This window comes from Aeribacillus sp. FSL K6-1121, assembly GCF_038003725.1.
In the GTDB taxonomy this organism is placed as follows: domain Bacteria; phylum Bacillota; class Bacilli; order Bacillales; family Aeribacillaceae; genus Aeribacillus; species Aeribacillus composti.
In genome coordinates this window covers 1054303-1079256 of the sequence record NZ_JBBOPS010000001.1, presented here as the reverse complement: position 1 = coordinate 1079256, position 24954 = coordinate 1054303, and the positions used below count along the sequence as shown (strand labels likewise).

General features: G+C 35.3%; 16 protein-coding genes, 3 pseudogenes and 1 CRISPR repeat array. Of the genes and pseudogenes, 9 read left to right on the top strand and 10 right to left on the bottom strand.

What is annotated here, in order from left to right:
- Positions 1-69 precede the first annotated feature (69 nt).
- A CRISPR array of direct repeats spans positions 70-494; the repeat unit is 30 nt; unit sequence GTTTCAATTCCTTATAGTTAAGATAAAAAC.
- A gap of 631 nt (positions 495-1125) precedes the next feature.
- From NSQ61_RS05435 to istA, 6 genes are all read right to left on the bottom strand, one after another.
- Entirely contained in the window at positions 1126-2070 is a 945-nt protein-coding gene (locus NSQ61_RS05435; RefSeq protein WP_340806229.1) for a hypothetical protein, read from the bottom strand.
- A 170-nt stretch (positions 2071-2240) separates the two neighbouring features.
- Entirely contained in the window at positions 2241-3356 is a 1116-nt protein-coding gene (locus tag NSQ61_RS05430) for an IS4 family transposase (RefSeq protein WP_340806227.1), read from the bottom strand.
- Between the two features lie 292 nt (positions 3357-3648).
- Positions 3649-4335, bottom strand: a complete 687-nt coding sequence (locus NSQ61_RS05425; RefSeq protein ID WP_340806225.1) for an ABC transporter ATP-binding protein — start codon at positions 4333-4335, stop codon at positions 3649-3651.
- Positions 4316-5785 (bottom strand): hypothetical protein, encoded by a 1470-nt coding sequence (locus tag NSQ61_RS05420; RefSeq protein WP_066247521.1) that lies wholly within the window; start codon positions 5783-5785, stop codon positions 4316-4318. The genes NSQ61_RS05425 and NSQ61_RS05420 overlap by 20 nt, the downstream gene beginning before the upstream one ends.
- A 987-nt stretch (positions 5786-6772) precedes the next feature.
- On the bottom strand, positions 6773-7531 hold the full coding sequence (gene istB / locus NSQ61_RS05415; RefSeq protein ID WP_066251710.1) for an IS21-like element helper ATPase IstB: 759 nt from the start codon (positions 7529-7531) through the stop codon (positions 6773-6775).
- Positions 7528-9057 (bottom strand): IS21 family transposase, encoded by a 1530-nt coding sequence (gene istA / locus NSQ61_RS05410; protein ID WP_066251714.1) that lies wholly within the window; start codon positions 9055-9057, stop codon positions 7528-7530. The genes istB and istA overlap by 4 nt, the downstream gene beginning before the upstream one ends.
- Positions 9058-9180: 123 nt before the next feature.
- On the opposite strand from istA, the gene NSQ61_RS05405 reads away from it, so the two are divergent.
- On the top strand, positions 9181-10287 hold the full coding sequence (locus NSQ61_RS05405) for an ISL3 family transposase (protein ID WP_340808056.1): 1107 nt from the start codon (positions 9181-9183) through the stop codon (positions 10285-10287).
- 1082 nt (positions 10288-11369) lie between these two features.
- On the top strand, positions 11370-11543 hold the full coding sequence (locus NSQ61_RS05400) for a hypothetical protein (protein ID WP_340806221.1): 174 nt from the start codon (positions 11370-11372) through the stop codon (positions 11541-11543).
- 977 nt (positions 11544-12520) lie between these two features.
- Here the strand turns inward: NSQ61_RS05400 and NSQ61_RS05395 are convergent.
- Positions 12521-12730 (bottom strand): hypothetical protein, encoded by a 210-nt coding sequence (locus NSQ61_RS05395; RefSeq protein ID WP_340806219.1) that lies wholly within the window; start codon positions 12728-12730, stop codon positions 12521-12523.
- Positions 12731-12806: 76 nt separating this feature from the next.
- On the opposite strand from NSQ61_RS05395, the gene NSQ61_RS05390 reads away from it, so the two are divergent.
- Positions 12807-13928, top strand: a complete 1122-nt coding sequence (locus NSQ61_RS05390) for a hypothetical protein (protein ID WP_340806217.1) — start codon at positions 12807-12809, stop codon at positions 13926-13928.
- Between the two features lie 521 nt (positions 13929-14449).
- On the opposite strand, the gene NSQ61_RS05385 is transcribed toward NSQ61_RS05390, so the two are convergent.
- Together NSQ61_RS05385 and NSQ61_RS05380 are read right to left on the bottom strand one after the other, a co-directional pair.
- Positions 14450-16957, bottom strand: coding sequence for a restriction endonuclease-like protein (locus NSQ61_RS05385; protein WP_340806215.1), 2508 nt, complete (start codon positions 16955-16957; stop codon positions 14450-14452).
- The gene (locus tag NSQ61_RS05380) at positions 16926-19895 is read right to left on the bottom strand and encodes an McrB family protein (RefSeq protein WP_340806213.1); all 2970 of its coding nucleotides are present in this window, start codon (positions 19893-19895) and stop codon (positions 16926-16928) included. Before NSQ61_RS05380 ends, NSQ61_RS05385 begins: the two co-directional genes overlap by 32 nt.
- Positions 19896-20328: 433 nt before the next feature.
- Between NSQ61_RS05380 and NSQ61_RS05375 the strand changes: the two are divergent.
- The 5 genes and pseudogenes from NSQ61_RS05375 to NSQ61_RS05355 form a co-directional block, all read left to right on the top strand.
- Positions 20329-20985 (top strand): annotated as a pseudogene (locus tag NSQ61_RS05375) (IS4 family transposase); the annotation flags it as partial.
- Between the two features lie 87 nt (positions 20986-21072).
- A complete protein-coding gene (locus tag NSQ61_RS05370; protein ID WP_340806212.1) occupies positions 21073-21435 on the top strand; it encodes a Gfo/Idh/MocA family protein in 363 nt (120 codons plus the stop codon).
- A 132-nt stretch (positions 21436-21567) separates the two neighbouring features.
- Positions 21568-21849 (top strand): hypothetical protein, encoded by a 282-nt coding sequence (locus NSQ61_RS05365; RefSeq protein ID WP_144598098.1) that lies wholly within the window; start codon positions 21568-21570, stop codon positions 21847-21849.
- 180 nt (positions 21850-22029) lie between these two features.
- Complete coding sequence (locus NSQ61_RS05360; RefSeq protein ID WP_144598097.1) at positions 22030-23043, top strand: LacI family DNA-binding transcriptional regulator; 1014 nt, start codon at positions 22030-22032, stop codon at positions 23041-23043.
- Between the two features lie 526 nt (positions 23044-23569).
- Positions 23570-23761, top strand: a complete 192-nt coding sequence (locus NSQ61_RS05355) for a hypothetical protein (RefSeq protein ID WP_144598096.1) — start codon at positions 23570-23572, stop codon at positions 23759-23761.
- Positions 23762-23956: 195 nt separating this feature from the next.
- On the opposite strand, the pseudogene NSQ61_RS05350 reads toward NSQ61_RS05355, so the two are convergent.
- A pseudogene (locus tag NSQ61_RS05350) lies at positions 23957-24229 on the bottom strand (transposase); the annotation flags it as partial.
- A 46-nt stretch (positions 24230-24275) separates the two neighbouring features.
- On the opposite strand from NSQ61_RS05350, the pseudogene NSQ61_RS20215 reads away from it, so the two are divergent.
- Positions 24276-24776, top strand: a pseudogene (locus NSQ61_RS20215) (IS3 family transposase); the annotation flags it as partial.
- Positions 24777-24954: the final 178 nt, after the last annotated feature.

Below are 24954 nucleotides of genomic sequence, written 5' to 3'. Positions count from 1 at the left end.
ATTTTTTAACAGCGGGGTCTATAAAGGGAGCAATTGGTAGGCATCAAACGTAAAGGCCTTTAGTTTGGTGTTGCAATTCCTTATAGGTAAGATAAAAACGGTATTCCGCGAAAGACATGAACCGGCCAGCAATGTTTCAATTCCTTATAGTTAAGATAAAAACCCTTCGAACCTTGCTAAAGAAAGACCAAGACGGTAAGGTTTCAATTCCTCATAGTTAAGATAAAAACATTGTATTGCAGATGTTTTAAGCATTGATTTCATGAGGTTTCAATTCCTTATAGTTAAGATAAAAACGCTAACTATATAAATACTAATAAACCTTTAAAGTTGTTTCAATTCCTTATAGTTAAGATAAAAACGCGGCAGCGAATAGCCACATGGCAAACGCAGCACGGTTTCAATTCCTTATAGTTAAGATAAAAACAAAAAGGCGACATTCCAACAGCTTGGTGGGGCAAACTGTTTCAATTCCTTATAGTTAAGATAAAAACCCCAGAAAATGTTGTTAAATAAGCATTTCGTTTTAAATGGTTAATTGGTTATTTTCATTTTAACGAAGGAGTCAAATTTTATCAATCCTTTGATTTGCGTGGGCTCAATTGAATTTTTAAAGAGTCGTCGATCCCCTAGGATTTTTGCACGATTGGAGATCGACGACAAATTTTCATTATTTTTATAAAGAAGAATGTCAATGATTCCAGTATTCTTACTGATCAAAGGCTTGTTTTTAGGACTTTTTATTCGGACAGAAATCGAGAAGAGGCGTTGTAAAGAATTAAAGATCCTGATTTAGAAAATAATAAGTGGATTATTTGACATTACATCATTTACGGTAAAGCCATTGTTGCATTCCTCCTTATGTTTGTCCATTGTAAATTCTACAAAGGAAGGGGAAGCAATGTGGCTCTTTTCTATTTCCCTTTTGACACAATCATATGGACTAATTGGTGGCGCAATTTTCTAGTCTGCAACGGTCCAGTTACACACGATTTTCTGTTTCAGATAAATGAAAATTTGCAGCATGTGCTATCAGAAAAAGTGGAATGTTAAAAATTATTGGATTTAAAAAATGACAACGGTTAGTCGTCCCCGTTGTCATTCTAAATGTTACTTGATTAAAGACTAGTTACGCAGCTGGGAAACAATATTCTCATTTGATAGTTCCTTCGCTAATAATCTGGAAATAACATACTTTACAAACAATTTATTTAGCAAAATGAATAAACTTAATAGTAATAATAAACCAACGGTAATCATCATTAATACTTCATTATTTAGCACTTTAGAAAGAAGAATAGCAAATAAAATAACCGTTCCATAAGAGAAAATATAAACTTTTTTGTTTCCTGATTCGATTGTTTTATAAAATTGGGATGTGATTTCTTTGCTAGACATTCCGTTTAAATAGAGAGACAGTAAATCACGATTTATTAACTTGATGAGAGAATTTAAGCTGTTTTTATATACAATAACAATTACAATAAGTAAGCTTAGCTGGAAAAACAAAAGCAAATGAAAAGAGACTTTCGAATTTTGTACTAAGTTCTCCAATCCTTCAGATTGATAATATACATAAACTTCATCTTCATTAAACATTTCATGAAAGGATTTGACAAAATCATATATATATTCTGTTTTTTCTAAGTTCACAATAAGTGATTTAACACCTGAATAGTTACTGCTATTAATTGTTGCCAACATTTTATTATATAAAGGTTGAGCGAGATAACATTTATCCTTTAGAAAATATGTGCCTGAACCTTCATAATAATAGTTTGTAGTTTTAACGGGCTTGTGATTCATATCAGAAATAATTAATGTTTGATTTTTAAAATGTTCTGGCAGCACTAAAGCATTGTCATCAACTTGTTCGTCAAAACTAATTGCTTCTCTAGTAGTTTCATTAAGAGGCAAGCAATCTAAAAACTCTACCTCCTCTTTTTCCGACGAATAAATAAGAGGAATTTCATAATCATAGGTAAGATTTTTAACATGAGGCAAATTTAAAATTAAGTTAGTATCGTACTCAAATTCTCCTGTTTCTGTATATCCATTGATCAGTACCATTGATAATTTATCATTATTTAATATCATTAGCATTGCATAAATATAGTTAGAATTTTCTGTTAATTAATTTTTGTGAATTTGTGCCAAAAAGACAAAACCTAAAGAAAGGTGGCACTGCCCATTTGGTAAATATATACAGTTAAACCAGAGGGACAACGACAAAAGGGAGATTATGGACTGGCTCGCCCATCAAATTTTCGCAACCAAACATAAGCTGGTTTCCACAGAGCTCTCTTTAACCAACGAGTAATTCGAAGTAGAGATTTCTTACTTTTCATCTCCAATTGAATGAGAACATGTAAGCAATACGTGATAAGGGCTAAGAAAATTTGATTTTGAATAGCTGTTTCACTCATCCCATAAAAGTGCTTAATTTCCACGTGTTGCTTGAGCCATTTGAAAAAGAGCTCAATAGCCCAGCGAGATCGGTAAATATCACTTATCTCTTCTGGTTTTAAATCAAATCGGTTGGTGATGAAACGAAGTAAGTTCCCTTTTGTGTCCGTAACTTCTAGTAGACGAAAGACATTTTCAGTACGATTTTGTGTGGTACCAATGTAGACCATTTTATCGGATAGAACGTGACAATCATCAGGAAGTGAAAATGTATAGACTTCACGAATGACTGCGTTTTTCTTCAGTCTTGAAACGAAGAAATAGCCATCATCTGTCATCCGATCAAAACGTTCATAGTCCACATAACCGCGGTCAAACACATACATGGCTTCTTGATCATCCACTAGGACTTCGAGTTGATTTCGGTCATGTTCTTTTGCTGTCGTAATCACTGCTTTTTCAGGATAGACGGTGTCTTTATCCATGAAAACGAGCCGTAAGTGTAGCTTTACACCAGCTTTTGTTTTACGGAATTTTGCCCATTTATAATGGGTCAAATTCAACGGGAGTGTACTTGAATCAATGATTTTCAGTGGCATATTCTTTCCGTTTTGATAATGGTGCCGTTGAATTTTCCAAACAAGATCCAAGAACAAATTTGCAAGAATTAGTGGGTTGATCTGATTGTTTTTTCGGGATAGCTGAGAGGCACTTATCGATTCAAATCCGAGTGCTTTTTGAAGATCTTCGTCTACAAGTGCATCACTCATTTCCTCTAAGCTCGTAAATTCGAGCAGCTGGGCTACCAATAAAAGTTTAATATAGGCTTCTGTTGTCAGCTTTTTTGTGTAATAGTCCTGTTTCAATTCTTTGACTTGTTCGCTAAGTTTTTGAATATTTATGGGTGAAACCCATTTACCAAATGATGAAATTAGTGTATTCTTGTCCATAATGGTTATCCTTTACGATTGGATTTGGACAGGAACCACCTGTACTTCCATTGTAAAGGATTTTTTTGTTTCGAAATCAATAAAAAATTGAACATTCTTAGTATTTTGAATCATCAGATTTAATTAGTGCAATGCTAGTGATTTAATATATTATTATGGATGTTCTCAGCAGAAATAAATACTGTAAAGATCGAAAATATAATCAATATTAATAATAAAAAGTTTAGTATCGCAAGCTTTCTTAAACTTTTTAAATATTTTTGCTTTATATAATAAAAAACCGAATCATGTTTTAACATAGTTCTTTCAATCCTTTATTTAATTGAATAAAATCAAATGATTTGTCTGAATTTTCCACAACAAATTTTGAATGGGTTACTACTATAATGACCCTATCTTTTTTTATACTAGATAAAATATCCATTATGATTTGAATGTTCTCTTCATCTAAATTATTCGTTGGCTCATCCAATAAAATAAGCGGATATTCAAATACCAATACTTTTAAAAAAGCTGCTCGTTGTCTTTCACCACCAGAGAGATTATTTACTGGAATATCTAACTTGTTTTCCATTTGTATTTGCCTGCTGTATTTATTTAGTTTTTCGTTATCTAAAGGCTGGCTGTTTATAAGTGAGATAATTTGAAGGTTTTCTCTAATTGTTAAAGTCTCTATTAAATTTAAATCTTGGAAGAAATACGCTATTTTTTTCCGCAAGTCATCAACTAATTCAACATCCTTAAAATTAATTTGTTTATGAAATAAATTAATGCTTCCTGAGTGAGGTTTTTGTATTAAAGATAAAATATTGATAAAAGTGGTTTTCCCACACCCGCTTTTTCCATAAATAGCATATAAACCAGGTTCATTTATCTCTAGAGAGAGATTTCTCAAGATTATTTTTTCGCCGTATTGAAAGTTAATGTTTTTAACACTAACATGAATATCCTCATAGTTGTCAACGGAATTTTTGTGCAAATTCATCACCCTCTAATATATTAAGGATATTATTCAAATACACACTTAGCTCAAAAACATAGTTACCTCTTGGTTCACAATATCCTAAATAACATTCATACTGCTCTACCTTTTTTCTAATTAATTCCTTATCTATATCAAGGTTATGCTTTTGAACTAGACTAGTATAAATATTTAATATAATATAGAAGTCTTTACTTTCATTATTTAAAACTTCAGGATATAATTTTTTCATTTCTTCGATATCTTTGGGAGTAGGGTCAATGATATCGTACTTTAGTACCTTTGTAAGTAAGTCATCTGACTCTTCTATAGCAACAGCTTCAGAAGTAGCCATCTCACCAGTTGCCTTATAACAGTAATACATTTCATTAAATAATTTTATGTCTCGGCAGTTTGTATTTTCAGCAGCTTCTTGATTACGAGAGGATTTTCCAATCACTTCTTCTGCATAGTTTAAATAATATGAATATTGGTAATAACTTTGATCTCTATTGTTTTTCAATTCCTGACTAAAACTATCTATGCGATGGCTTAGTACATTTAAATATTTATCGACATCAGAAATTTCTTTACTAGCAAATACATTCGACATTAAATATAGATTTCTTATACTCTCCAATGAATAAAAGTACGTATGAAAAGGTCTTGTTTCTGATAATATATTAGTCATAAACTTTTTGTTCTCAAAGTGTTGCTCTAGTTCTTTTGCGATCATTAAATGAACCCAATAAGTAATTTCATCTCTGAATAATATTGTTATTTGGTTTTCTTTCTTTTCATATATGTCTTTTAAATGGTCCAAATTTACTTCAAGATCATATAGATTGCTTAAAATAATAGAGGCATGAAGAAGAATTGGTTTATTATAGTCTAAGTCTAAAAGGTCTTGTTCAGTAAAACTTGAAATGTTATTTTCAATTTTATCTTTCATATCTGCAACCGTGTTATTTATCTTATAATCCAATATTAGAAAATAATAATACTCCACTTGATCAGCCTTGCCTGGATTCTCTAGCTTCATAAATACTTTTTTTATTTTTTCTAACCCCTCTGAATCACCAATATATTCCATCATATTATAAAGAAAATATAAATCAAAAAATGAACGAACCTTATTAATTTCTTCTATTGAGAATAAACTATCTTTTTTTAACATTGATAATAAAATCCTACAATAAAAATTATTTTGTTCTTGCTTACATTCACTAGGCTGTAATTTATCATTTATTTTGCCAAGATATAATATCGAGCTATTATTTTTCAAATCAGATATTTCCTCAGACTGACTGGTTACTTCAAAAACACTTCCATCATTACTTTCTTTCATATAAGAATTGATTGTATTAATAAAATTATTACTATGAATAGGCCGATTTTTAAAATAAGGTTCACTGCAAGCTGTAAGCAGGAAAAAACATACTATAAGCAAATAGATATTTTGTTTCATATAAACATATCTCCTAACCTATTAGCCTTTATACTGGAAATGAGGTAAAAAGTGTAGATATTCTGCTCTAAATATTAGATTTTTGCAGTAGCTGTGTATGTTCTATTACTATAATCAACTATAGTAGTAGTGTACATGCCAAGATATATTGTTAAACCGCTTCCACAAACATTTCCAGAGCTGCTATAAGATTTTGTAGTTGTGCTTCTTGAATAACCAGGACTAGATCCACTACCACTTGCTCCGGCTCCGCTAAAAGAAACACTTCCTCCAACTGTATAAAACGAAACTTGATGAGTTAACTTCTTAAACCCGGTTCTAGTAGTAGAACTTAATGCTTTATATTTTCCGCAACCTTTCCAGTCAGACAAATAAGGCAAATCGGCTTTCGCTGTTACATTGTTATCGGGATTAACGCTTTGGTTAGAAAAGAACAGGGCGGCGATTTACAGTTTTGGTGGCTCGATAAGCATCATCAGATGGTGAAAACATAAAAATAAAACATAGTAATATAGCAAAAGATAAAGCAAGCATTTTTCACCTAAATAATTGAATATTATACACTTTTTACCTTAATTATCATTTTATCACATTTATAGGTAATTTGGAGTATTTTTTACATTATTTGTTTGTAATGATTATTTTTTGGCTCTCTTTAATTAACCGTGCTTGACATTGAAAAAAGCAGAATCTTCCTCTATTGTTTAAAGTAACCACACCCAAAACAATAGAAGGAGAGATTCTGCTTGTATAAACAGTTTACTACAGATTTAGTGCATTTACCAAGTTTTGAATTAGGAGAGATCTATAAAATGAATGGAGTTTGGGAGATTCAATTAATTTGTTTTTGTCAATAATAAATTGAGCCAGAGCGATCACTTCAAAAGTGAGCCACTTTTAGAATCAGAGTTCCCATAAATGGGAGAAGGTGGGTGTTTGGATGAGTTGCCCCTAGGGGCAACTCATCCAAACGCTTCGCGCACCTGGCTACCACTCCCCATTTTCCCTCTGTTTCATACTTTGACGGAATCGATAAGATTCTCCGTTTAGAAGAAGAATGTGCGAACGGTGAGTGAGCCGATCAAGCAACGCTGCTGTCATCTTTTCATCCCCAAAAATGTTCGTCCATTCTACAAATTCAAGATTTGTTGTAATGATGACACTTGCACGTTCATAGCGATTGGAAAAGAACTGAAATAATAGCTCTGCTCCTGTTTTGGAAAAGGGGATATATCCCAGTTCATCTACGATGATCACATCATATTTGAGCCACTTCTTCTCAAACGCACCAAGTTTGTGCTCTTCTTTAGCAATAAGCAACTCTTCCACTAACTCGGAAGCAGTAATGAATTTGGTTTTGTAGCCATTTTGGATCATGGCGATTCCAAGCCCAATGGCCAAATGGGTTTTCCCTGTGCCACTATTCCCTAGAAAAATAATATTCTCTTTTCTCTCTACAAACTCACCTTTTGCGAGTGTGAGAAATCGATTTCGATTTAAGCTCGGCATGAAAGTAAAATCATAGGTGTCTAAAGTTTTGTGGATGGGAAAGGCAGCTTGTTTGAGCCTTCGCTGTCTTTGATTTTCCTCTCTTGCCTGCACTTCTGCTTCTAATAGTGCCAATAAGTATTCTTCATACCGTAGATTTCTTTCTTCTGCCTCTCTTGCGAGAGAGCGATATTGTTTCGCAATTGTAGGCATTCTCAATTGCTTCGTGATATGGTCTAAAAGGATTTCTGTTGTCATTTCATCTGACCTCCCGTTAATTGTCCGTATTGAGCTACGTTTGCCTTTTGAATTTTATAGTCTAGTAGATTTACAGGCGTTTTCTCCTTAGATAGATCTTGGACCTGCAAGTAGTTATTCGTCAGTCTTTGAATGATTTCATGGACGACTTCATACCGATAGACCTGCGCTTGTTCAGCTTCTCGTAATGCTTGTGTCAATTTTTCCATCCCGATCTCTCGATGAAGGAGAAGGAGTCGGATAAATTTACGGTCGCCCGCGGCTCCTTCTTGTTCCCTCATTTTTCGGTGAAAACGCCTAAATACATCCGGAAGGTCAGATGATTGAAATGCATGGGCATCCCGAATCGCTCGCGGTTTTTTTAATAATGCCTCCAGATAATGATCTAGATTGGTGATCATCTGGTTCCGTTCGTAAGAACGAGGATGTTCAGCGATCACTTGATTTTGAGCCACAACGATCACATGATCGACAAATATTTTTGCCCATACAGCTTGACCTACATAACTACAAGGGACAGAATACTGATTGGTCTCCACTGTAATTAAAGAGGTCTTATTCACCTGACAAGAGACTAATCGGCAAGCTTCAAACTTCTTTTCAGGGAGTGGGTGTAGATACTCCTTTTCTTTCGCCCACATTTGCGCAACCGTTTCTTTAGTGAACGGAACGGTTTTTTCTTCCGCCTCTCTCAAACACCAGTCCAATAGATAAGCGTTTAATTCCTCCAGCGATTGTACGTCCGGAAGCGGAACGAAGACGTTTCTTCTTACGTATCCGACCGTCCCTTCCACTCGTCCTTTTTCATTCCCGGAACGAATATTACAAAACTCTGCCTTAAACAAATAGTGGGATTGTAAGGCTAGAAAAGCATCCTGTTCGAGACGATCTCTCCCTTGGAGTATTTTTACTACGGCTGTTTTTAAATTATCAAATACCCCTTCGGTAGGTACTCCTCCAAAGAATTCAAACGCATGGACAAAGCCATCTAAGAAAGCCTCCTGTTTCTCATGCAGGTATGCTCGTACAAATCGCATTCGACTTGCCGAAAGTTGCATACAAAAGAGGTAAATTCGTTGTGTTCGACCCTGTAGAATAATATCCGCCTCTCCCCAGTCGAATTGGAATTGGTGGCCGAGTTGAAAGTCAAGGGGAATAAAGACTTCCTGTAGCTTCTTCTTACGTTTGGCTACAACCTTACGGATGTTGGACTCAGATCCTTTGAAATCGTACTCATCGACCAATCTTCGATAAATTCTGGCAGCGGTATGACGTTGTTTTCCCCAACGTTTTAGATCGTCTTCGAGCCATTGATCAATAATGGGCAAGACTCGCTTCGTTTCATCGGAATACTCCTTTCCATGATAGTTTTTCTGCCGATGAATGGTGGTTGGAGCCTCATTCTGTTTTAGATATTTGCTTACGGTATTTCTTGAAATCCCTAATTTTTGAGCAATTTGTCGTTGGGATAGCCCTTCTACCTCATGCAAGAATTTGATATGATGAAATTGAGCCATCTTGATCATCCTTTTTCTCTCCCTCTGATGAAAAGTTTAGGCACTTTCAATCATAAGGGAGGTAATGAAAATTGGAAATCAGGTGGCTCATTTTTTATGTGATCGAACCCTTCAAAAGTGGCTCAATTTTAAATTATCAAATACATAATTCCTAGACAACAATCTTTTATTTGTCCTTTATGCTTTCAAAAAAGTGTCAATCATGCTCGTCCAAAAGAGAGAGTTCTAAAACATTTGTTTATTCCGACCCATGGTCTTATCTATGTTCGGGTACCTGTTTACCGTCAACGCTGTGATGATTGTGGGATTTCATGGAGTGTGGAGTGGCCTGGAATTCCACAAAGAGGAAAAGTGACAAATCGTTTTAAAGAGATGGTTATTCAAGAATGCAAGGGGAATACGTTTCAATCTGTCTCTAAGAAAACAGGGATTTCCCCATCAACCATTACTCATTGGTTTTACCAAGAAGCAGAGAGACTTGTGGCTAAGCCTGAGAAGCATTCCTCTCCTACAAAAGTTTGCATTGATGAATTTTCACTCAAAAAGGGACACAAATATAGTCTAGCCATCCAAGATGCAGAGACGGGCCATATATGGCAAGTTTCAGAAGGAAGGAGTCGTGCACAGATTCAGGAGGCGTTGAAACGGTATCCATTCATTGCACCAGAAGTAGCTGTCACCGATTTAGCTCCTGGAATGGCGAAAACCATACAAGAAGTGTGGCCTCATGTAGATATTGTCGCCGACAAATTTCACGTTATTCAACTTTTCACAGCTGCCTTAGAACGCGCCAGAAAATTGAGTTCAAAATATGCGACCAAACACCTCGAAATTCGTTATCAACGCCGAATATTAATGACAGATCCTAAGCTGTTAAATCCCCAAGAAAAAGACAAGCTATCTAAATGGTTAGATGAAGATACGAATCTATACCAGCAGTATCAAGCTCTCCAAGCTATACGTCGAGTTTATCAAAGTCATACATATCAAGAAGGAGAGCAGAGTTTACAAGCATGGATAGATTACTATTTATGGGATGGTGCACCTGCCACAAGGCGAATAGCAAAAACCCTCCTCCAATGGAAAACAGAAATTCTGAACTATTTCAAATATCGAATAACTAATGCCAAAATCGAAGGAACCAATAACTTGATCAAGACCATAAAACGCCGTAGTTTCGGTTGTCCAAATCAAGAGAAGTTTACCTTACGAATCAGATTAGAATGTCAACAACCTTGAAAAGTAGAGAAATTAAGCGATTAGAGGAAGAATCAAGCACGTTTATTGAACAGAACCTATTTTTTTCTATTTTAGTATTTTTTGTGGTATGCACACAATTAATTTTGGAAATAAAATGAATTTCCTGATCTGATCGCTTATCAGTAAATAAAATGAGCGCCTAGTAAACGCTCATGTAGACAATATATTAACCAGAAAGTTAATAACCTTCTTCTTGGGTGAACCCTTGTTCTTATAAAACTTGTTGATACCGCTTCATCAGATAACGCCACCGTGATCGGAATGAAGAATGGGCTTCTTCATTTCTTTCTATCGTTTGCAAGCAAAAAATACAGAGACGTGCAAGCTGTTTCATCGCACATAAATAAGGAGCAGTCATTACAAATGTTTCAACAAAGGCATCAGCATCGCTGGCTCATGGATGTTTCAGCGCTACATCCGTTTCCTTGACCATAAAAATTGATTAAGCACGACCGCATAGGCCGTGCTTTTTGGTTTAAAATTTTTCTTCATCGTTAAGATAAAAACGCACCTAGCTGAAACAGGGAACGCCAATCTAAGAGGTTTTCAATTTCTAATAGTTAAGATAAAAACGGCGGCTCGGTGGGACAGAGATCCCGAAGATTCGGGGGTGTTTCAATTCCTTTTAGTTAAGATAAAAACTACGGGTGACGGGGCTGTCATACTACCAAACTATTAGTTTTAATTCCTTCTAGTTAAGATAAAAACGTTCAACGTCTGAACGCAAAAACAGACTTTCCCTGGAGTTTCAATTCCTCGTAGTTAAGATAAAAACTCTCACTCATGGATTCCGAAGAAAAAAGTTTTGAGCTCGTTTCAATTCCTCGTAGTTAAGATAAAAACGCCAACCGGGCTTTTTTTGAACAATGATCCATTCATGTTTCAATTCCTCGTAGTTAAGATAAAAACCCCACAAATTGTTGTTAGATAAGTATTTGGTTTTAAATGGTTTATTGGTTATTTTCATTTTAGCGAAGGTGTTACATTTAATCAATCCTTTGATTTGTCAAGGTTCAACGAAGATTTGAAAGAGTCGTCGATCCCCTAGGATTTTTGCACGATTGGAGGTCGACGACAAATTTCCATTATTTTTTGAAGAAGATGTAAATGATCTTAGTAGTTTAATTGATCAAAGACCTGTTGCAGGACTTTTTGTTCCACAAGTAAGAAAAGTGCCTTTTTCAAAGACAGCAAAGGAATCATTAAAAGGACCTGGCCTCCTCCAAAAAAACTAACCCTCCCCCATCATCTTCCAAATTTCCTTAAAGACCTTCGATTGCTGTTTACGCAGTTCCTCAAGCTTCACGATTTTTCTTACATTCTCTTTCGCGATAGCCAAGATATTTTGATCGTAGTCGAGATTCAGCACGATGTCTTTGATTCGATACGCTTTTATTTTCGATACGTAGTCTAAGTATTTGTCAGTTTAACAATGTATCGAAACAAATTATAGCTTCATCGAAGGACAGTTCCATATCTTCTTCTCCCCCCTAATAGCCAATACTGTTGGATTCATATCCTTTTAAAAGTCGTTTATCCGCTCAGTTAACACTACGCATTTTTTGGTAAAAAATGCTATTGAATCATGTAATCAAACAACAATAGCACAAAAGGCTTCTGTTGTGAGCTCAATTCAAAACTAGTAACGTTTTTCTTTGGTCCTAAATATACCAATGGATTCATAAATTTTCGAACTAATTTGAAGTTGGCTTATACTTCTGATTTCGACTTTGATTTCTTCTGACTATACGAAACGAGCCCCTTATTACATTGCTACTCATTTTACCAAAAAATTATTCCATCAATCAAAAAATTATAGTCCAAAAATCACAATATATTGTATAATATGACCAAAACATCCATTTTTTGAAGGTGGTTAGTGTGAGTTTCGTGAAAAATTTGGTGATATTTTGGTGCTGCTAGTCGAATTGAACGGAAAATAGAAGAATTTGAAGATTTAAAATACGAATATGAATTACTTTATGAAAAATGGAGAAAAAAGAGTAGAAGTCAATGATTAAACTAAAACACCTGATTGGTGAAAAAGCAGAATCTCTCAAATCTTTGAAGCAACTCATCAAAATCTCTATAAATATACAATCAAAAGATAAAGATGTTTTTATATAGAATATTTGGTAACGAAGTCGAACAAATCAAATTTGATAAAATTAACGATAGCATTAGTTGCTGGAGGAATTGCAATGAATGCTATTTAGGGGATTTCAGCTAGTGTTATCTCTGCACTTGGGGCTTGGATATTAGTTTCTACCTTTGGAACAGCTTCTATAGGAACAACCATCGCATCTATATCTGGTAATGCTGCAACAAATGCAACATTGACATGGTTTGGAGTTGGAGCAACTATAGCAACTGAAGGTGGTATGGCTGCCGGAACAGCTGTATTAGGTGGTATCATTGCCATTATAACCGGCAATTTTCATATACAAGCTAGAAAAAAATCAAAGAAATCGAGAAACAGATGATATAGAGGTGACAAAATGATTAGGAAAAAAATTAATATTGATGTTGTTTCTACAACATGGACTATGAATGGGAAAAGTCCACCCATAAGTTTAGCTAAACTATCTGGAAAAAAAGACATTAATATACTTTTAGTAATGATTCATATTGCAATTCGAACACGTCCTCCTTTGAGTTATGGCTTCACTCTAGGAGATATTTGGGCGTGGTTAAGATATTTTCCGGCCATATCTACTACTACAGAGCTAAGATTGAAACCTGAATGGGAGGAAATTGATTCACACCAGAAAACTATATTGAGTGATGATTGGGGAGTTGGCTTTTCATCATGTGTTCTAACAGAAGCTTTAAACCTAATTGAAATAATCCCAACTAATTACTTAGTAAGTCATTCTCCTTACTTTTCATTAGGTTCAGCAGGAGGGAAAACTGGACCAAGAAAATCACCTGATTTTATTGGAGTCGATAGAAGCGGGAGATTCCATATATTCGAGTGTAAAGGAACACAATCTAGTATAGACTCTATGAGAAGGCAATTTGAGACTGGCCGAAAACAAAAGAATAATGTAAATGATCCTTGTAGTCTTATTGATCAAAGGCTTGTTGTAGGACTTTTTGTTCCACAATACAGAAATCCAGAAGAAGCGTTGTTAAGAATCGAAGATCCTGAATTTGAAATAGATTTAGGACAAGTCGAAAACGAAGATTTAATAAAAACTATTTTAATAGGAAACTTAGCTACTTATTTTCATTTGCTTGGCTTTCCTAAAATTGCCAATGCGATTGCACTTAATAAGAGACTAGAAGGTAAATTTGAAAAGAGAACTAGGGAAGAAATCGAATCTCTTTCAAGTGTATTTATTGACCAAAAAGAATACAAATTAACAAAAATGATATTTAAATTTGATTATTCTGATCAAGATAATAGTAAAAATTCATTATATGGGCTAGAAGTCAAAATTGGAATTGAAAAATCTGTAGTTGAAAATATATTTCATGTAGATGTTTATTCAGAATATATTGATGAAATTTATCATCACTTTGAAGATATTCCAACATGGAAAATTAATGAGTATGAGTCCGGCATAAGTGTTATTACACCATTGGGACTATATGCTGAAATGAACATCATCTATTAGTACATTAATGAATGTAAATTAGAACAAACAAAATTGGTTCGTACGTAATCTTGGTAATTGGTGAACAGTCCTGTCACTGTTCGCCACTATCTCAGTGTACTGATAAAATCGTTTAAATCTTTCTTTAGATTGAGAAAGGGAAAACGACTTTTTAGCCTTCCTTCCTCGTTCATCCACAAGTCAGGCATAATGCCTTTTTCTCAATATCCATCCCAACAACCAGCTTTTAATCAGCGACTTAAATTAATGTTCTTTTTTAAGAAATGTAAAATGTATAGTCCTCTTTGATACCCAAATTAAGAGCAATTCACCGATTGTACCACTCTGATTCATTCTGATTCATATCGAGAGTTTTTTATCCGAGTCTTTCCAAAAAGTATTCTAACAGGAATCCTCCATAAAAGCTCCCTCCTATTGAATAAGCACTTAAAAAAGGAATGAAAGATGAGAGTTCTCAAAAAAGCGACTTTTTCAAAGACAACAAAGGAATCATTAAAAGGACCTAGTTTCCTCCAAAAAAACTAGCCCTCCCCCATCATCTTCCAAATTTCCTTAAACACTTTCGATGGCTGTTTACGCAGTTCCTCAAGCTTCACGATTTTTCTTACATTCTCTTTCGCGATAGCCAAGATATTTTGATCATAGTCAAGATTTAGCACGATATCTTTGATACGATACGCTTCGATTTTCAATGCTTTGTCGAGATAACGGGCGTCAAGGTCGAAGCGAATGCGATTGGATAGTCTGCGCAACATGCGCCATAATGTGACTTCTTCTTTCGATTTCATGAAAAGCTCTGGCAATTCTTTCGCATCTTTTAAGGTATTTAAGGTTGTCATCGTGTAGACAGAAATTCCATAGCCAACAGGTTTAATAATTTCTTTGAGAAAATGCCAGCTTTCGATTTCGAATTTGACATATTCTTCTGCACTGTTTTTCGGTAATTCGATGATTTCATATCTTTTCACAAATTGGACGTCGGTTATTTTTCCGTAGCACGTCACACCGTTTGTCGTTGCAGCTCCTTTTTTCGGATAAAGGGCAACATATTTAGCTTCTTGCCAGCCTTTATTAAGACGTTTGACAGGGATGTGGTAAAATCGATGCTGAAGATGCGCCCGATAGTTTTCTTCTCTTGGGACCATACCGACAAGGACCTTTTCCTCAAGAGAAGATTGCCATTCCTCGATCGTTCCTCTTGGGAGGATTCCTTCCTTTTGTAATTCTTCAGGATTTTTTTCAATTAGTCGTTCGATCAGTTGTTCTACTAAGCGTGTGGCATTTGGTAAAAACGGCAAGCCGCCGATATTGACTTCATTGATGCTTTTATAAAGCTTGTGTTCTTGATAGCTGTCTTCATCCCACCAAGGAAATAAAACGTAAGCGCCAAAAGCGGTTCGTTCGTATGGTCCTTGGTGGCGGACAACTAGTGAATCTCGATAACGGTGCATCGTATTTATATCTTCTTCTATTGGTCCTGGAAGCTGATAGTTTCGATGATAGCTGCTCCCTACCATCGCAAAATCGATACGGTATTTTGCATCAAATATATAATTGTATGTGTAATCCTTTCCCTTCTTTTCAATCAATAGCATTGTATCCGGGATTTGCGGGATGGTTGGTAATTTCCCTTCGTATTTTTGATACGTTAAAATAATTTTTTCACCTGTGTACGGATGTTTATATATTCGTGTAGCTGTAGCATTTTTCTTCAGATTGACAAATAAACCGTTTCGATTGACACGAATAATATCCTGACTCACTAACTTGTATTTTTTATCTAAGATTTGCCCTAATTTCAAAAACGTCCAATACTCGTAAAGGGTCGCGACATCTTTAACGGACATTTGATACAGTTTTCCATGCAGCGCAAGACCTCTTGTCACTAATAAATAAATTTGAAAGGCATCGCGATAGCCAGGAGCCATTTGCAATACAAGGCTCATGACAGAGCGATCGAGTATCCCGATCGTTTTCCAAAAATAACTGTTTACTTTCTTTTCTAACTCTCTTTTCATGTTTGAAAGCTTTTCGATTAGATCCTGATCAGGCTCAACCTCATAGCGCTTGTTTTTTGAATGTATTTTTTCTAGTAAATCCGCTAATTTATCGATTAATCGGTTCATCATCCATTTGACGAAACGGTTTTCCAACGTATCAAATGTGAGATCTTTTTTGACTTTTAATCCGGAAACAGGCATGACGAGACGGTCATGGATCGCAATACCATTGGGCACATCTCGAAAAAGCTGCGAACGTTTTCGCAAATAATGTCTTCCTTTTTGATCGAGACGTCCTAATTGATCCCCTCTCGCCTTGACATGAGTTTTTACAAGCTGGTGGTGAGGCTGCTGTTCGATTCGTTTGATCGCTTGGATAAAAGAGTGAAAATGAACGTCCATTAAGCGAAAAAATTCACTTCTAGATGGGGTTCCCTCCAGTTTTACTTTGGCCCGCTGATACGTTTTTTTGATAAAGTGGAAGGCGAGATTATAAATTTCATCGTTTACTTCTTGTAATAGTTTGAGATAATCATCTTTGTAATTTAATTTCGTTGGAAAAATTTCAATTGTGACCTCTAACACAGTTTTGTTTTCATCTCTAATCTCAAAGGTTGATAGCCCCACTTCATTTTGAAACTGGAGATTCCCCATTAACACATAAGATTTTCCGACCTTTACTTTGTCTACCGCTCTTCTTAAAGAAGGATGTTCATGATAAAAAGACAATTCTGTATCGACTTTCGGAGAGACGATGACTTGGTAAATTCCGTTTTCAAAAAAGATTGGCCGATGATACGACCAGTCGACTAATGTTTGTTGATCTACATCAAATACTTTTACTTCTTGAATGCCTTCCCCATCGACCGAAAATTCCATTTGTTCATGGATATCCATGTTTCGATATTGCTTCAGGCCTTGATACCGCTCATGATAAGGCTTCCCTTTCATAACGAGTGTTAATAGTTCAGTTTCAATATGGACTAGCTCTACATCCTCATGAGCTAATCCAGAAGGACGTAAAGCCATCGTCCGTTAACCTCCTTAACATTTCTAAAATTTTGTCTGCACTTTTCGGATATTTGGCATAGGAAAAATTGGCTAGATCTTCGTAATTCTCATGTAATTCAACACCTGTACAAAACATATACAGCTGTTCCAATGCCCGTTGTACCCTCGTATCACTTCCAGAAATTCTTGGTAAGACTTTTTGAAGAAGACAGTGATCAAACGCATTTTTATATGTCATCAAATTTCCTTCTTCAGCATAGGCAAGGTAAAAACAAATTTCGTCCCGCACACGGTAACCAACATGAGCCCCAAGTGGCTGCAAGTACTGATTCACTTGTACAAGCTCATTCGTTGCTTGCTCAACGATATGTGGATACTCCTGATAAACATCTTTTAGATGCAAATATTTCGCTGAAAAAGCTTGATCCTTTAATGTAATTGGATGAACTTCCTCGAGCCCTTTTAAAAATTCAAGATGTGACAAGTCCACACGATTAAACTCAATCGTATTTGCCCGATCTAACACCTTTTTACTAAATGGATGAGTAGTTTCGTCCATATTAACCGTCCCGATGATATAAACGTTTGATGGAAAGGTGACCTCTCTTCTCGCTACCTCTTTGGAAAGAAGGTTCGAGGACACAATTTTTCCATTCTCCCACCTTCTACTTTCCATTACACTTAAAACATCGCTAAAGTAATACTCGACACGCGCTAAATTCATTTCATCTAACAAAACAAAATATGGATATTCTGGATTTTGTTCCGCCTCGAGCACTACTTTCGTAAGCGGACCTGGTCGAAACTCTCCTTTAATGTCTTCATACCCTAACAAATCTGACCCATCGTTCCAATCGGGTCGAACAGGGATTAACGTAAATCTTCCATTTTTTTCGGTGGCTCCCACACTTTCTGCTAACCATTGAACAATTTTCGTTTTCCCAGTGCCTGAAATCCCCGAAAGAATGACAAACGGCTTTGTTTTTAATGATAAAAATAGATTGATCACTTCTTCTTTAGTGTAGTAAAAGCCTTTACTAGAAATATAGGAATGGATGTGGTGAGTGATTTGTTCGGATGTTAATGCTTTTTCTTCCTCTTGAATAGGAATGTTGATTATCTCTATGAGTTCTTTTGGGAAATGATTTTTAAATTTTCCTAAAAGTTTTCCTACAAATTCTTCTGATACTTCAAAAAAGTAGCCTTGTTTAACATTTCCGTTCCGATCAAATGGTCCGGTTTCATTCAAACGCCACTCTTCTGGAATCTCTTCTTTTTTAATAGGTGAGATTAAATCATAATATGTTAATCGAACAAGATTTCCTTCTTCTTCCCAATTTCCAGAGGATATTTCCTTAGGCTTTGGAAGCTCTTCTGCTTCTCTTTCAACAATTCCAACTGCTTTAATTTCTCCTACCGAATATGCAAATACAAGATCCCCTACTTTTGCATAAACGAGATTTCGATGATGTGCAAAAATGGTCCCACTTTTTGTTTGTTTTGGCGCCCACAAATAGCCGCCTTCTTTTTCCTCTTTATGTGTTTGACCTTGGTTAACCCACCAATATTTCAAACTTTTTCTCTCCTCATTTTGATTTATCCAATATAAATACCAATCCAATTCAATAAAATCAGCTGCATGTAAGGTTTCCTTCAAATGAGCGATATCTTTTTGGAAAGCTTCTAATGTGTCTGGTGAAAATCCTAGCTTTTTCAAGGCTTTAATAGATTGAGAATTATAGATGGCAAATTCATCTGGATGAAATACCATGACGAGACCTGTTGCAATATTTTCACCAAATCCCTTTATATCTACCAAATTTTTAACCTTCTCCAAAGGAGTTAGATCGGTTCTATTTAATATTTCAACAGCGTTATTGATTAACTGTTCTTTTTCTTGATCGGTCAATTTTAATTGAGCACCAAAAACTCTAGTTGCTGTGCTCCAGATAGAATTCCCACTATATATTAATTCCTTTTTTTCTAATTGTTCGTTTAATTTCTTTAACGTATCAAAATCCTTGTTATGTATTAAGTTAAATACGTTAACTTTCGAGTCATTTAAGACTGCATAACCGATATTCCAAACTTCCTCGTTAAATTGTTGTAAGGAAATTTTGTTTTTTCCATTTAATAGCTCTTTCAGTTGATTGGCACGATACTTTCGTAGCTTAATAAAAAAGCTGTGAAAAATATTTTGTTTAAATTCATTAAAATTTAATAATTTGTTTTCAGGATTTTGTTGAATCAAGCTCCATTCATCATCTACCAATCCTACGGCATTTAACCAATTTAACAAATTGATCGTTCGCTCCTTAGCTACTGAATCAACCATAAGATTTTCTCCACGAGAATTACGAACAATTAACTTTCCTAACTCAAAAAGCATTGATTTTTTCTCGTTTTTATCAACATCACTTAATAGTTTTAGAACTTCCAATACGATTTGACTGTAAGGATGTTTTATAATTTGTTTCTTTATCACTTCAACTTTATTTTTTGCATTGATATATTCATAAAAAAGCGATTCATTTTCATCATTCAGGAAACGTAAAAGTCTTAAATCTTGTCTCCCTCTTGATTTAATTCGATATAAATTTTTATTGGTTTGTTCACTTAATCTTTTAGGATCATATACCCCGTTTATTACTTCTTCTAAAAAAGAAATCACCTTATGAAATTGTTCAGTTGGTAAATCTTCGGTAGTAAATTCTTTTAATTGAATGGCAACTGCATTCTCCTTGACTGTTTTCGTGACAAATGGAAGCTGATGAAAAAAGGCCATCAAAAAAGAAGATTTTTCTTTTGTTTTTAGAAAATCATTTGAATTGGCCGTCCGTAGCTCTATAAATTCATTCCAGCCTGTTCTTATAAAGTCAAAGGAAATATATTCCCAAGGCTGATCCAGTCCTCCATTTTCAAACTTCTCTCTCGATTTTTCTGTCTCGACATACAATACAACCCATTCGAATCTATTTTTGTTATCCAAATTTGTTCATTAGAGCTTAATGTGTAAATACAATCTACCTGTTTTGCAAGTTCAATTAGTAGTTTCTCTAGCATCTTTCCCATCACAAATCCAAATTTTTCTTTATTTATATTATCAAATTTTTTCGAAATAAAAAAACACATGCCTGAGTTGGAATGCATGTGTTGAAATGAAAAGGGAACAAATTTTCTAATTTAAGCCCTTCAAATTAATTTAGCCTATTTTTGAGTTAAAGGAAATTCTCATTTAAACAATTATTTTAATTTCAAATAAGTCGGTAGATATCTTACCTTTCAGCAAATAAATAAACGCCCATCCATTCGGATAGACGCTTTTTTGACAGACTTTGACTACCTCAGCAAAATTGTTCACACTACAATCAAATCATGTTCGAAGCAAAATTGTGGATCAAGGGTTGGATGTTATTGGAATGGTGAAGGATACAAAACAAAGATATCAAGTGAACGGTGAATGGGTAGCCTAAAAAAACTATACCAAACAGCTAAACCATCACAACATCAAAAGGGTATTTTGCGCTCTATTCACACAACGATGGTAAATGGCGTTCCTGTTAAAGTGGTATTTGTCCGTAATCGTAATAAAAAGAGACAGTGGCTAGCTATTTTGAGTACAGACTGTACTTTATCGGATCAAGAATTCATTCGTATTTATGCATACGTTGGGATATTGAAGTATTCTTCAGAACAGTCAAATCATTATTGAAACTCCAAAAAGAGTTCCAAGGAAGATCTTATGATTCCATGATCAGCCATACCACTATTGTGTTTACAAGGTACATTGTTTTGTCTTTGTCTTGGCAAAACCGAGTAAGTACAGATTATCGAACATTAGGCGGCATTTTTTATGAACTTTGTGATGAAATCGATGAACTAGATTGGGCCTTGGCACTTTACTACTCATTGAAATTCTTGAAGATGCACTTCAAAATGTAAATCAACAGATTAAAAAATTAATCGAAAGTCAATTACGTAAATGGATTGCAGTTTTGCCTAATTATATCAAGGCTTATTTACCAAAATTGAGCTGCGAAAGTTGAGTTAAGGTATAATAAAAACAAGTAAGCGCTTAATCACAAAATTACAAATTGAATTTATAATTTGGAGATATTTATGAAAAGGATAAATTGGGGTATACTAAGTGTTGCAAATATTGTCTTTACAGAAATAATTCCTACACTGCAGTGTTAGATCGTGCATTTGTATCAGCAGTGGCTTCAAGGAGTAAAAAAGAGCTAAGCGCTTTAACACACCTAAAATTTATGAAAAATAATGATGATCTTTTAAACGACTCAACAATTGATACAGTATATATTCCACCTCCTAATTCATTGCATAAAAAATGGACAGTAAAAGCAATGGAAGCAGGAAAGCATGTACTACTTGAAAAGCTAGCTGCCTTAACTGAAGAGAAAATGATTGAAATTAAAAGAGCTTCTGAAGCTAATAACGTTATTTTTGATGGAAGCGTTTATGTATCAATTTCATAGTCAATATAAAAGGGTTAAAGAATTGTTCGAATCTGATTTTATTGGTAATCACCATCATATTAAGGTGCATTTTTCATGGTTACTTAATGATCCGAATAATATTCGGCTACACCAAGAGTTCGGTGGTGCCATGTGGGATGTAGGGTGTTACGGGGCATTCATACACTTACTCAATTAATAGGCATGAAACTAGTAAAAGTGTCTATGAGCGGGAAAATTCATCCTGAATATACAGCTGATACCTCACCTATTTGTATCTTAATTGACGATGAATATCGAACAGGGGAAGTATTTGCTTCAAATAGATCTTCCCTTTATAATCGTTATGAAATCATCAGACCGAAAGAATCAATCTTTGTAGATTCTTCATTTCGCTCTAATGTTTCAACAGACGGTAGTGAAAAGTCATCGTAAAAGGAAATTCATTTGAAATGGCGAGTTATTTGCAAAGAAGCTATCAATCATTATACAATGGATCCTCCTTTATCGAAATTTAACTCAAAAATCTAGAGGAAACTATTTCCATAAGTGAAGTAGTTCCTATTTCTTGTATCGTTCAAACAATATCCTGAAAAATAGGGGAGAGAAATAAGGTTGAAAGTGACCATTTATGACGTGGCAAGAGAAGCGAATGTTTCAATCGCAACCGTATCTAAGGTGATTAATAATAACGGACGGATTAGTGAAAAGACAAGAAGAAAAGTCCGTGAAGTGATGGAAAGACTTAACTATCATCCGAATATGATGGCATCAGCTCTGATGGGAAAGCAAACAAAGACAATCGGACTACTTATTCCCGATTTAGCGAATCCATTTTTTTCAGAGTTAGCAAGAAGTATTGAAGATCGGGGACACGAACTTGGTTATAACCTCGTCATATGTAGCACGGATTATCAAATTGATAAGGAGAATAAATACCTTAGTCTTCTGAAACAAAAAGGTATAGACGGCTTTATCTTAGCTTCCGGATTTGAAAATTTAGATAAAGTGGAAGAACTTATGCAAGAAGATATTCCTGTAGCGAGTGTTGCTCGTGATTTTCCGATGTTTTCTATCAATACGGTAGCAATTGATGATTTCATGGGAGGATACCTCGCGGCTTCACACTTAATTAAGCTAGGTCATAAAAATATCGGTATCATCGCTCTTGATGTATGGAGTAACAGAGAACGGCTCCGTGGTTTTAAACAGGCATTGGAGGAAAATAATTTGGAGTTCACACCTGACTTCGAATTTATTCAAAAAACCAATAATCTTTTAGAAGCAAGTAAATTTATGACTCATAAATATTTAAGTGGTAGCAAACCTCCAACAGCTATTTTTGCTTGTAATGATTTATTGGCGGCGGGAGTAATCCAAGCAGCGAAAGAAATGGGAATGAACGTACCAGAGCAACTTTCTGTTGTCGGATTTGACAATACTATTATTGCAACAATCGTTGAACCGACATTAACAACCATTGCTCAACCAATTCAAAGCATGGGAAAAGAAGTAATGGATTTAATGGTTTCAATGATCGAAGGAGAAATAAAAGAAAAGAGGCGCATTACTCTTCTTCCAACGCTTGTAGAGCGAAAATCTACAGTAAAATTGAAGTCAAGCACATAGCTCTTATATTTCAGGCGTGTTGATTAACCAATAAAATCCAGTGACAGATACAAAAAAGAGCACCTTTCCTCTAGAATATAAGTATCACCAAGGAAAGAGGTGCTATTCATGAAAATAAATACCACACTTCCGAATCTATTGTAAAAAATTGTTTCAGAAGAGGAATTGCAAACCACATCGAAATCGAAGTGTTCGGCTATAAATATACTGCCCGAGTCTCTGATGTTCGTACGCTGATTCACTACTTTGTGACTGCTTCTATGAACGAATGGGAAGGATTTCAACCATGGATCCGCTGTAGCAGCGACTTATGTATTGCCGTAAGTTTCCTCTACCTTTTCGAAAAAAGTCAGTGATGTTTGCTATGACATCATAAAACGACTCTTCAATCTCATTGTATCCAAATGCTATCGAAAAACATGTCGTGCTCTCCAGTTTCCACGTCTATTGCTAGTGATGAATTCGACCACCATAACGATAGGAAAATCTCGCCTTCCTTGGGCCATATATCACAGGGAGTGCTCTGGTGTCAAGCGTCATGTCACTGATTCCCCTGAACTGGAAATGCCGCTCGAAACGGTGGAAACGATCGTCCCTTCGTCATGATGCTCCTGTCGGAAAAACATTAGCGCACAAACGACATATTCTTGTTGAAGACCGTGCGTATTTCAAAATCGAACGCATCGACCATTTGCTGAAAACGGACAAGATTTTGTGATTCGCATCAAAGAAAATGGAACTGCATCAATGTCGCAGTTTGAGACGTTTAGAAAACAGCCATCATCATGATTCGAGACGTCATATGCTAATTAGGAACACCACAATGCCGTTCGAAGAAACGTCATCGCATCGTAATCTTTCGCGATGACCTAGGACATGAAATTCATGTCGCAGACTGTAGACAAAATAGGGTTCAGACGCTGAGTCTGAACCCTATTTTGATTAAGAGCCTAAATGTGAATGAAGAGCCTGGAGTTGCCCTCCATAGCCATGTAGCTAGTTTTTTCAAATTCACGGCAACACAAACAAGCATCTCCTGCATTGAAACTTTTTCTAGACCTCGATAAACTGTCCAACGCAGAACATTCTTCTCTTTCATATCCGCAAACACTCGTTCAATCGTTTCTTTTCTTCAAGCGTAGATTTTTTTGTTTTCTTCGGCATGTCTTAAATGTTCAGCTTCTTCATTGATGTTAGACTAAAAAGTAGACACAGTTTATTATAGTAATATTCTTTATCTAGCTAGTATTATGTTTGTATTCAAGAAAAATAGTCGGCTGGCATATAGACTTTTCCATGAAAAAGGAGCTAGTGTTGAGTGCTTTAAAGCAAGCCTATCAGCGTCAACACACAGGGTTCTATCCTCCATCATTCTGATTGAGGGAGTCAATATGCTTCAAATGACTTTCAAGCTAAGCTAATGGAATACGGAATGAAATGTAGCATGAGCCGAAAAGGAAATTGTTATGACAACGCTTGTATTGAATCATTTCATGGGATAATAAAAAAAACTAATCTATCAGACTCGTTATAAAACAAGGGAAGAAGCAAAAAAGAGCATATTTGAGTATGTAGAAATATTTTACAACAATAAACGTATTCACTCCGCAACAGAGTGTTTTTCGCCATCTGAATACGAACGTATGTACGGAAAAAAGAAGCTTAATGAGCATATTAATAGAATAGTTAGACCCGAAAATTTACCTTTAAAAATAATTAGGACAACGTCGTAATTATTTTTAAAAGGTCACCAAGCGATAGCGCGGTAGCTGCGAAAAAAAAATTTATAAATTTTTGTGTCTACTTTATTGACCTAATATCAAGAGACCGCTTCATAAAGCGATAGCGTCGACCATGACTACTTTAGGAGAGCGACGCGTAAATCGTTTAAGAGCTGATGACGAAAGTCAG

Excerpts from the sequence above, each read along its gene's own strand:
- NSQ61_RS05435 (WP_340806229.1), bottom strand. The coding sequence starts at position 2,070 with ATGGTACTGATCAATGGATATACAGAAACAGGAGAATTTGAGTACGAT.
- NSQ61_RS05430 (WP_340806227.1), bottom strand. The coding sequence starts at position 3,356 with ATGGACAAGAATACACTAATTTCATCATTTGGTAAATGGGTTTCACCC.
- NSQ61_RS05420 (WP_066247521.1), bottom strand. The coding sequence starts at position 5,785 with ATGAAACAAAATATCTATTTGCTTATAGTATGTTTTTTCCTGCTTACA.
- istB (WP_066251710.1), bottom strand. The coding sequence starts at position 7,531 with ATGACAACAGAAATCCTTTTAGACCATATCACGAAGCAATTGAGAATG.
- istA (WP_066251714.1), bottom strand. The coding sequence starts at position 9,057 with ATGATCAAGATGGCTCAATTTCATCATATCAAATTCTTGCATGAGGTA.
- NSQ61_RS05395 (WP_340806219.1), bottom strand. The coding sequence starts at position 12,730 with ATGGCAATGATACCACCTAATACAGCTGTTCCGGCAGCCATACCACCT.
- NSQ61_RS05390 (WP_340806217.1), top strand. The coding sequence starts at position 12,807 with ATGATTAGGAAAAAAATTAATATTGATGTTGTTTCTACAACATGGACT.
- NSQ61_RS05385 (WP_340806215.1), bottom strand. The coding sequence starts at position 16,957 with ATGGCTTTACGTCCTTCTGGATTAGCTCATGAGGATGTAGAGCTAGTC.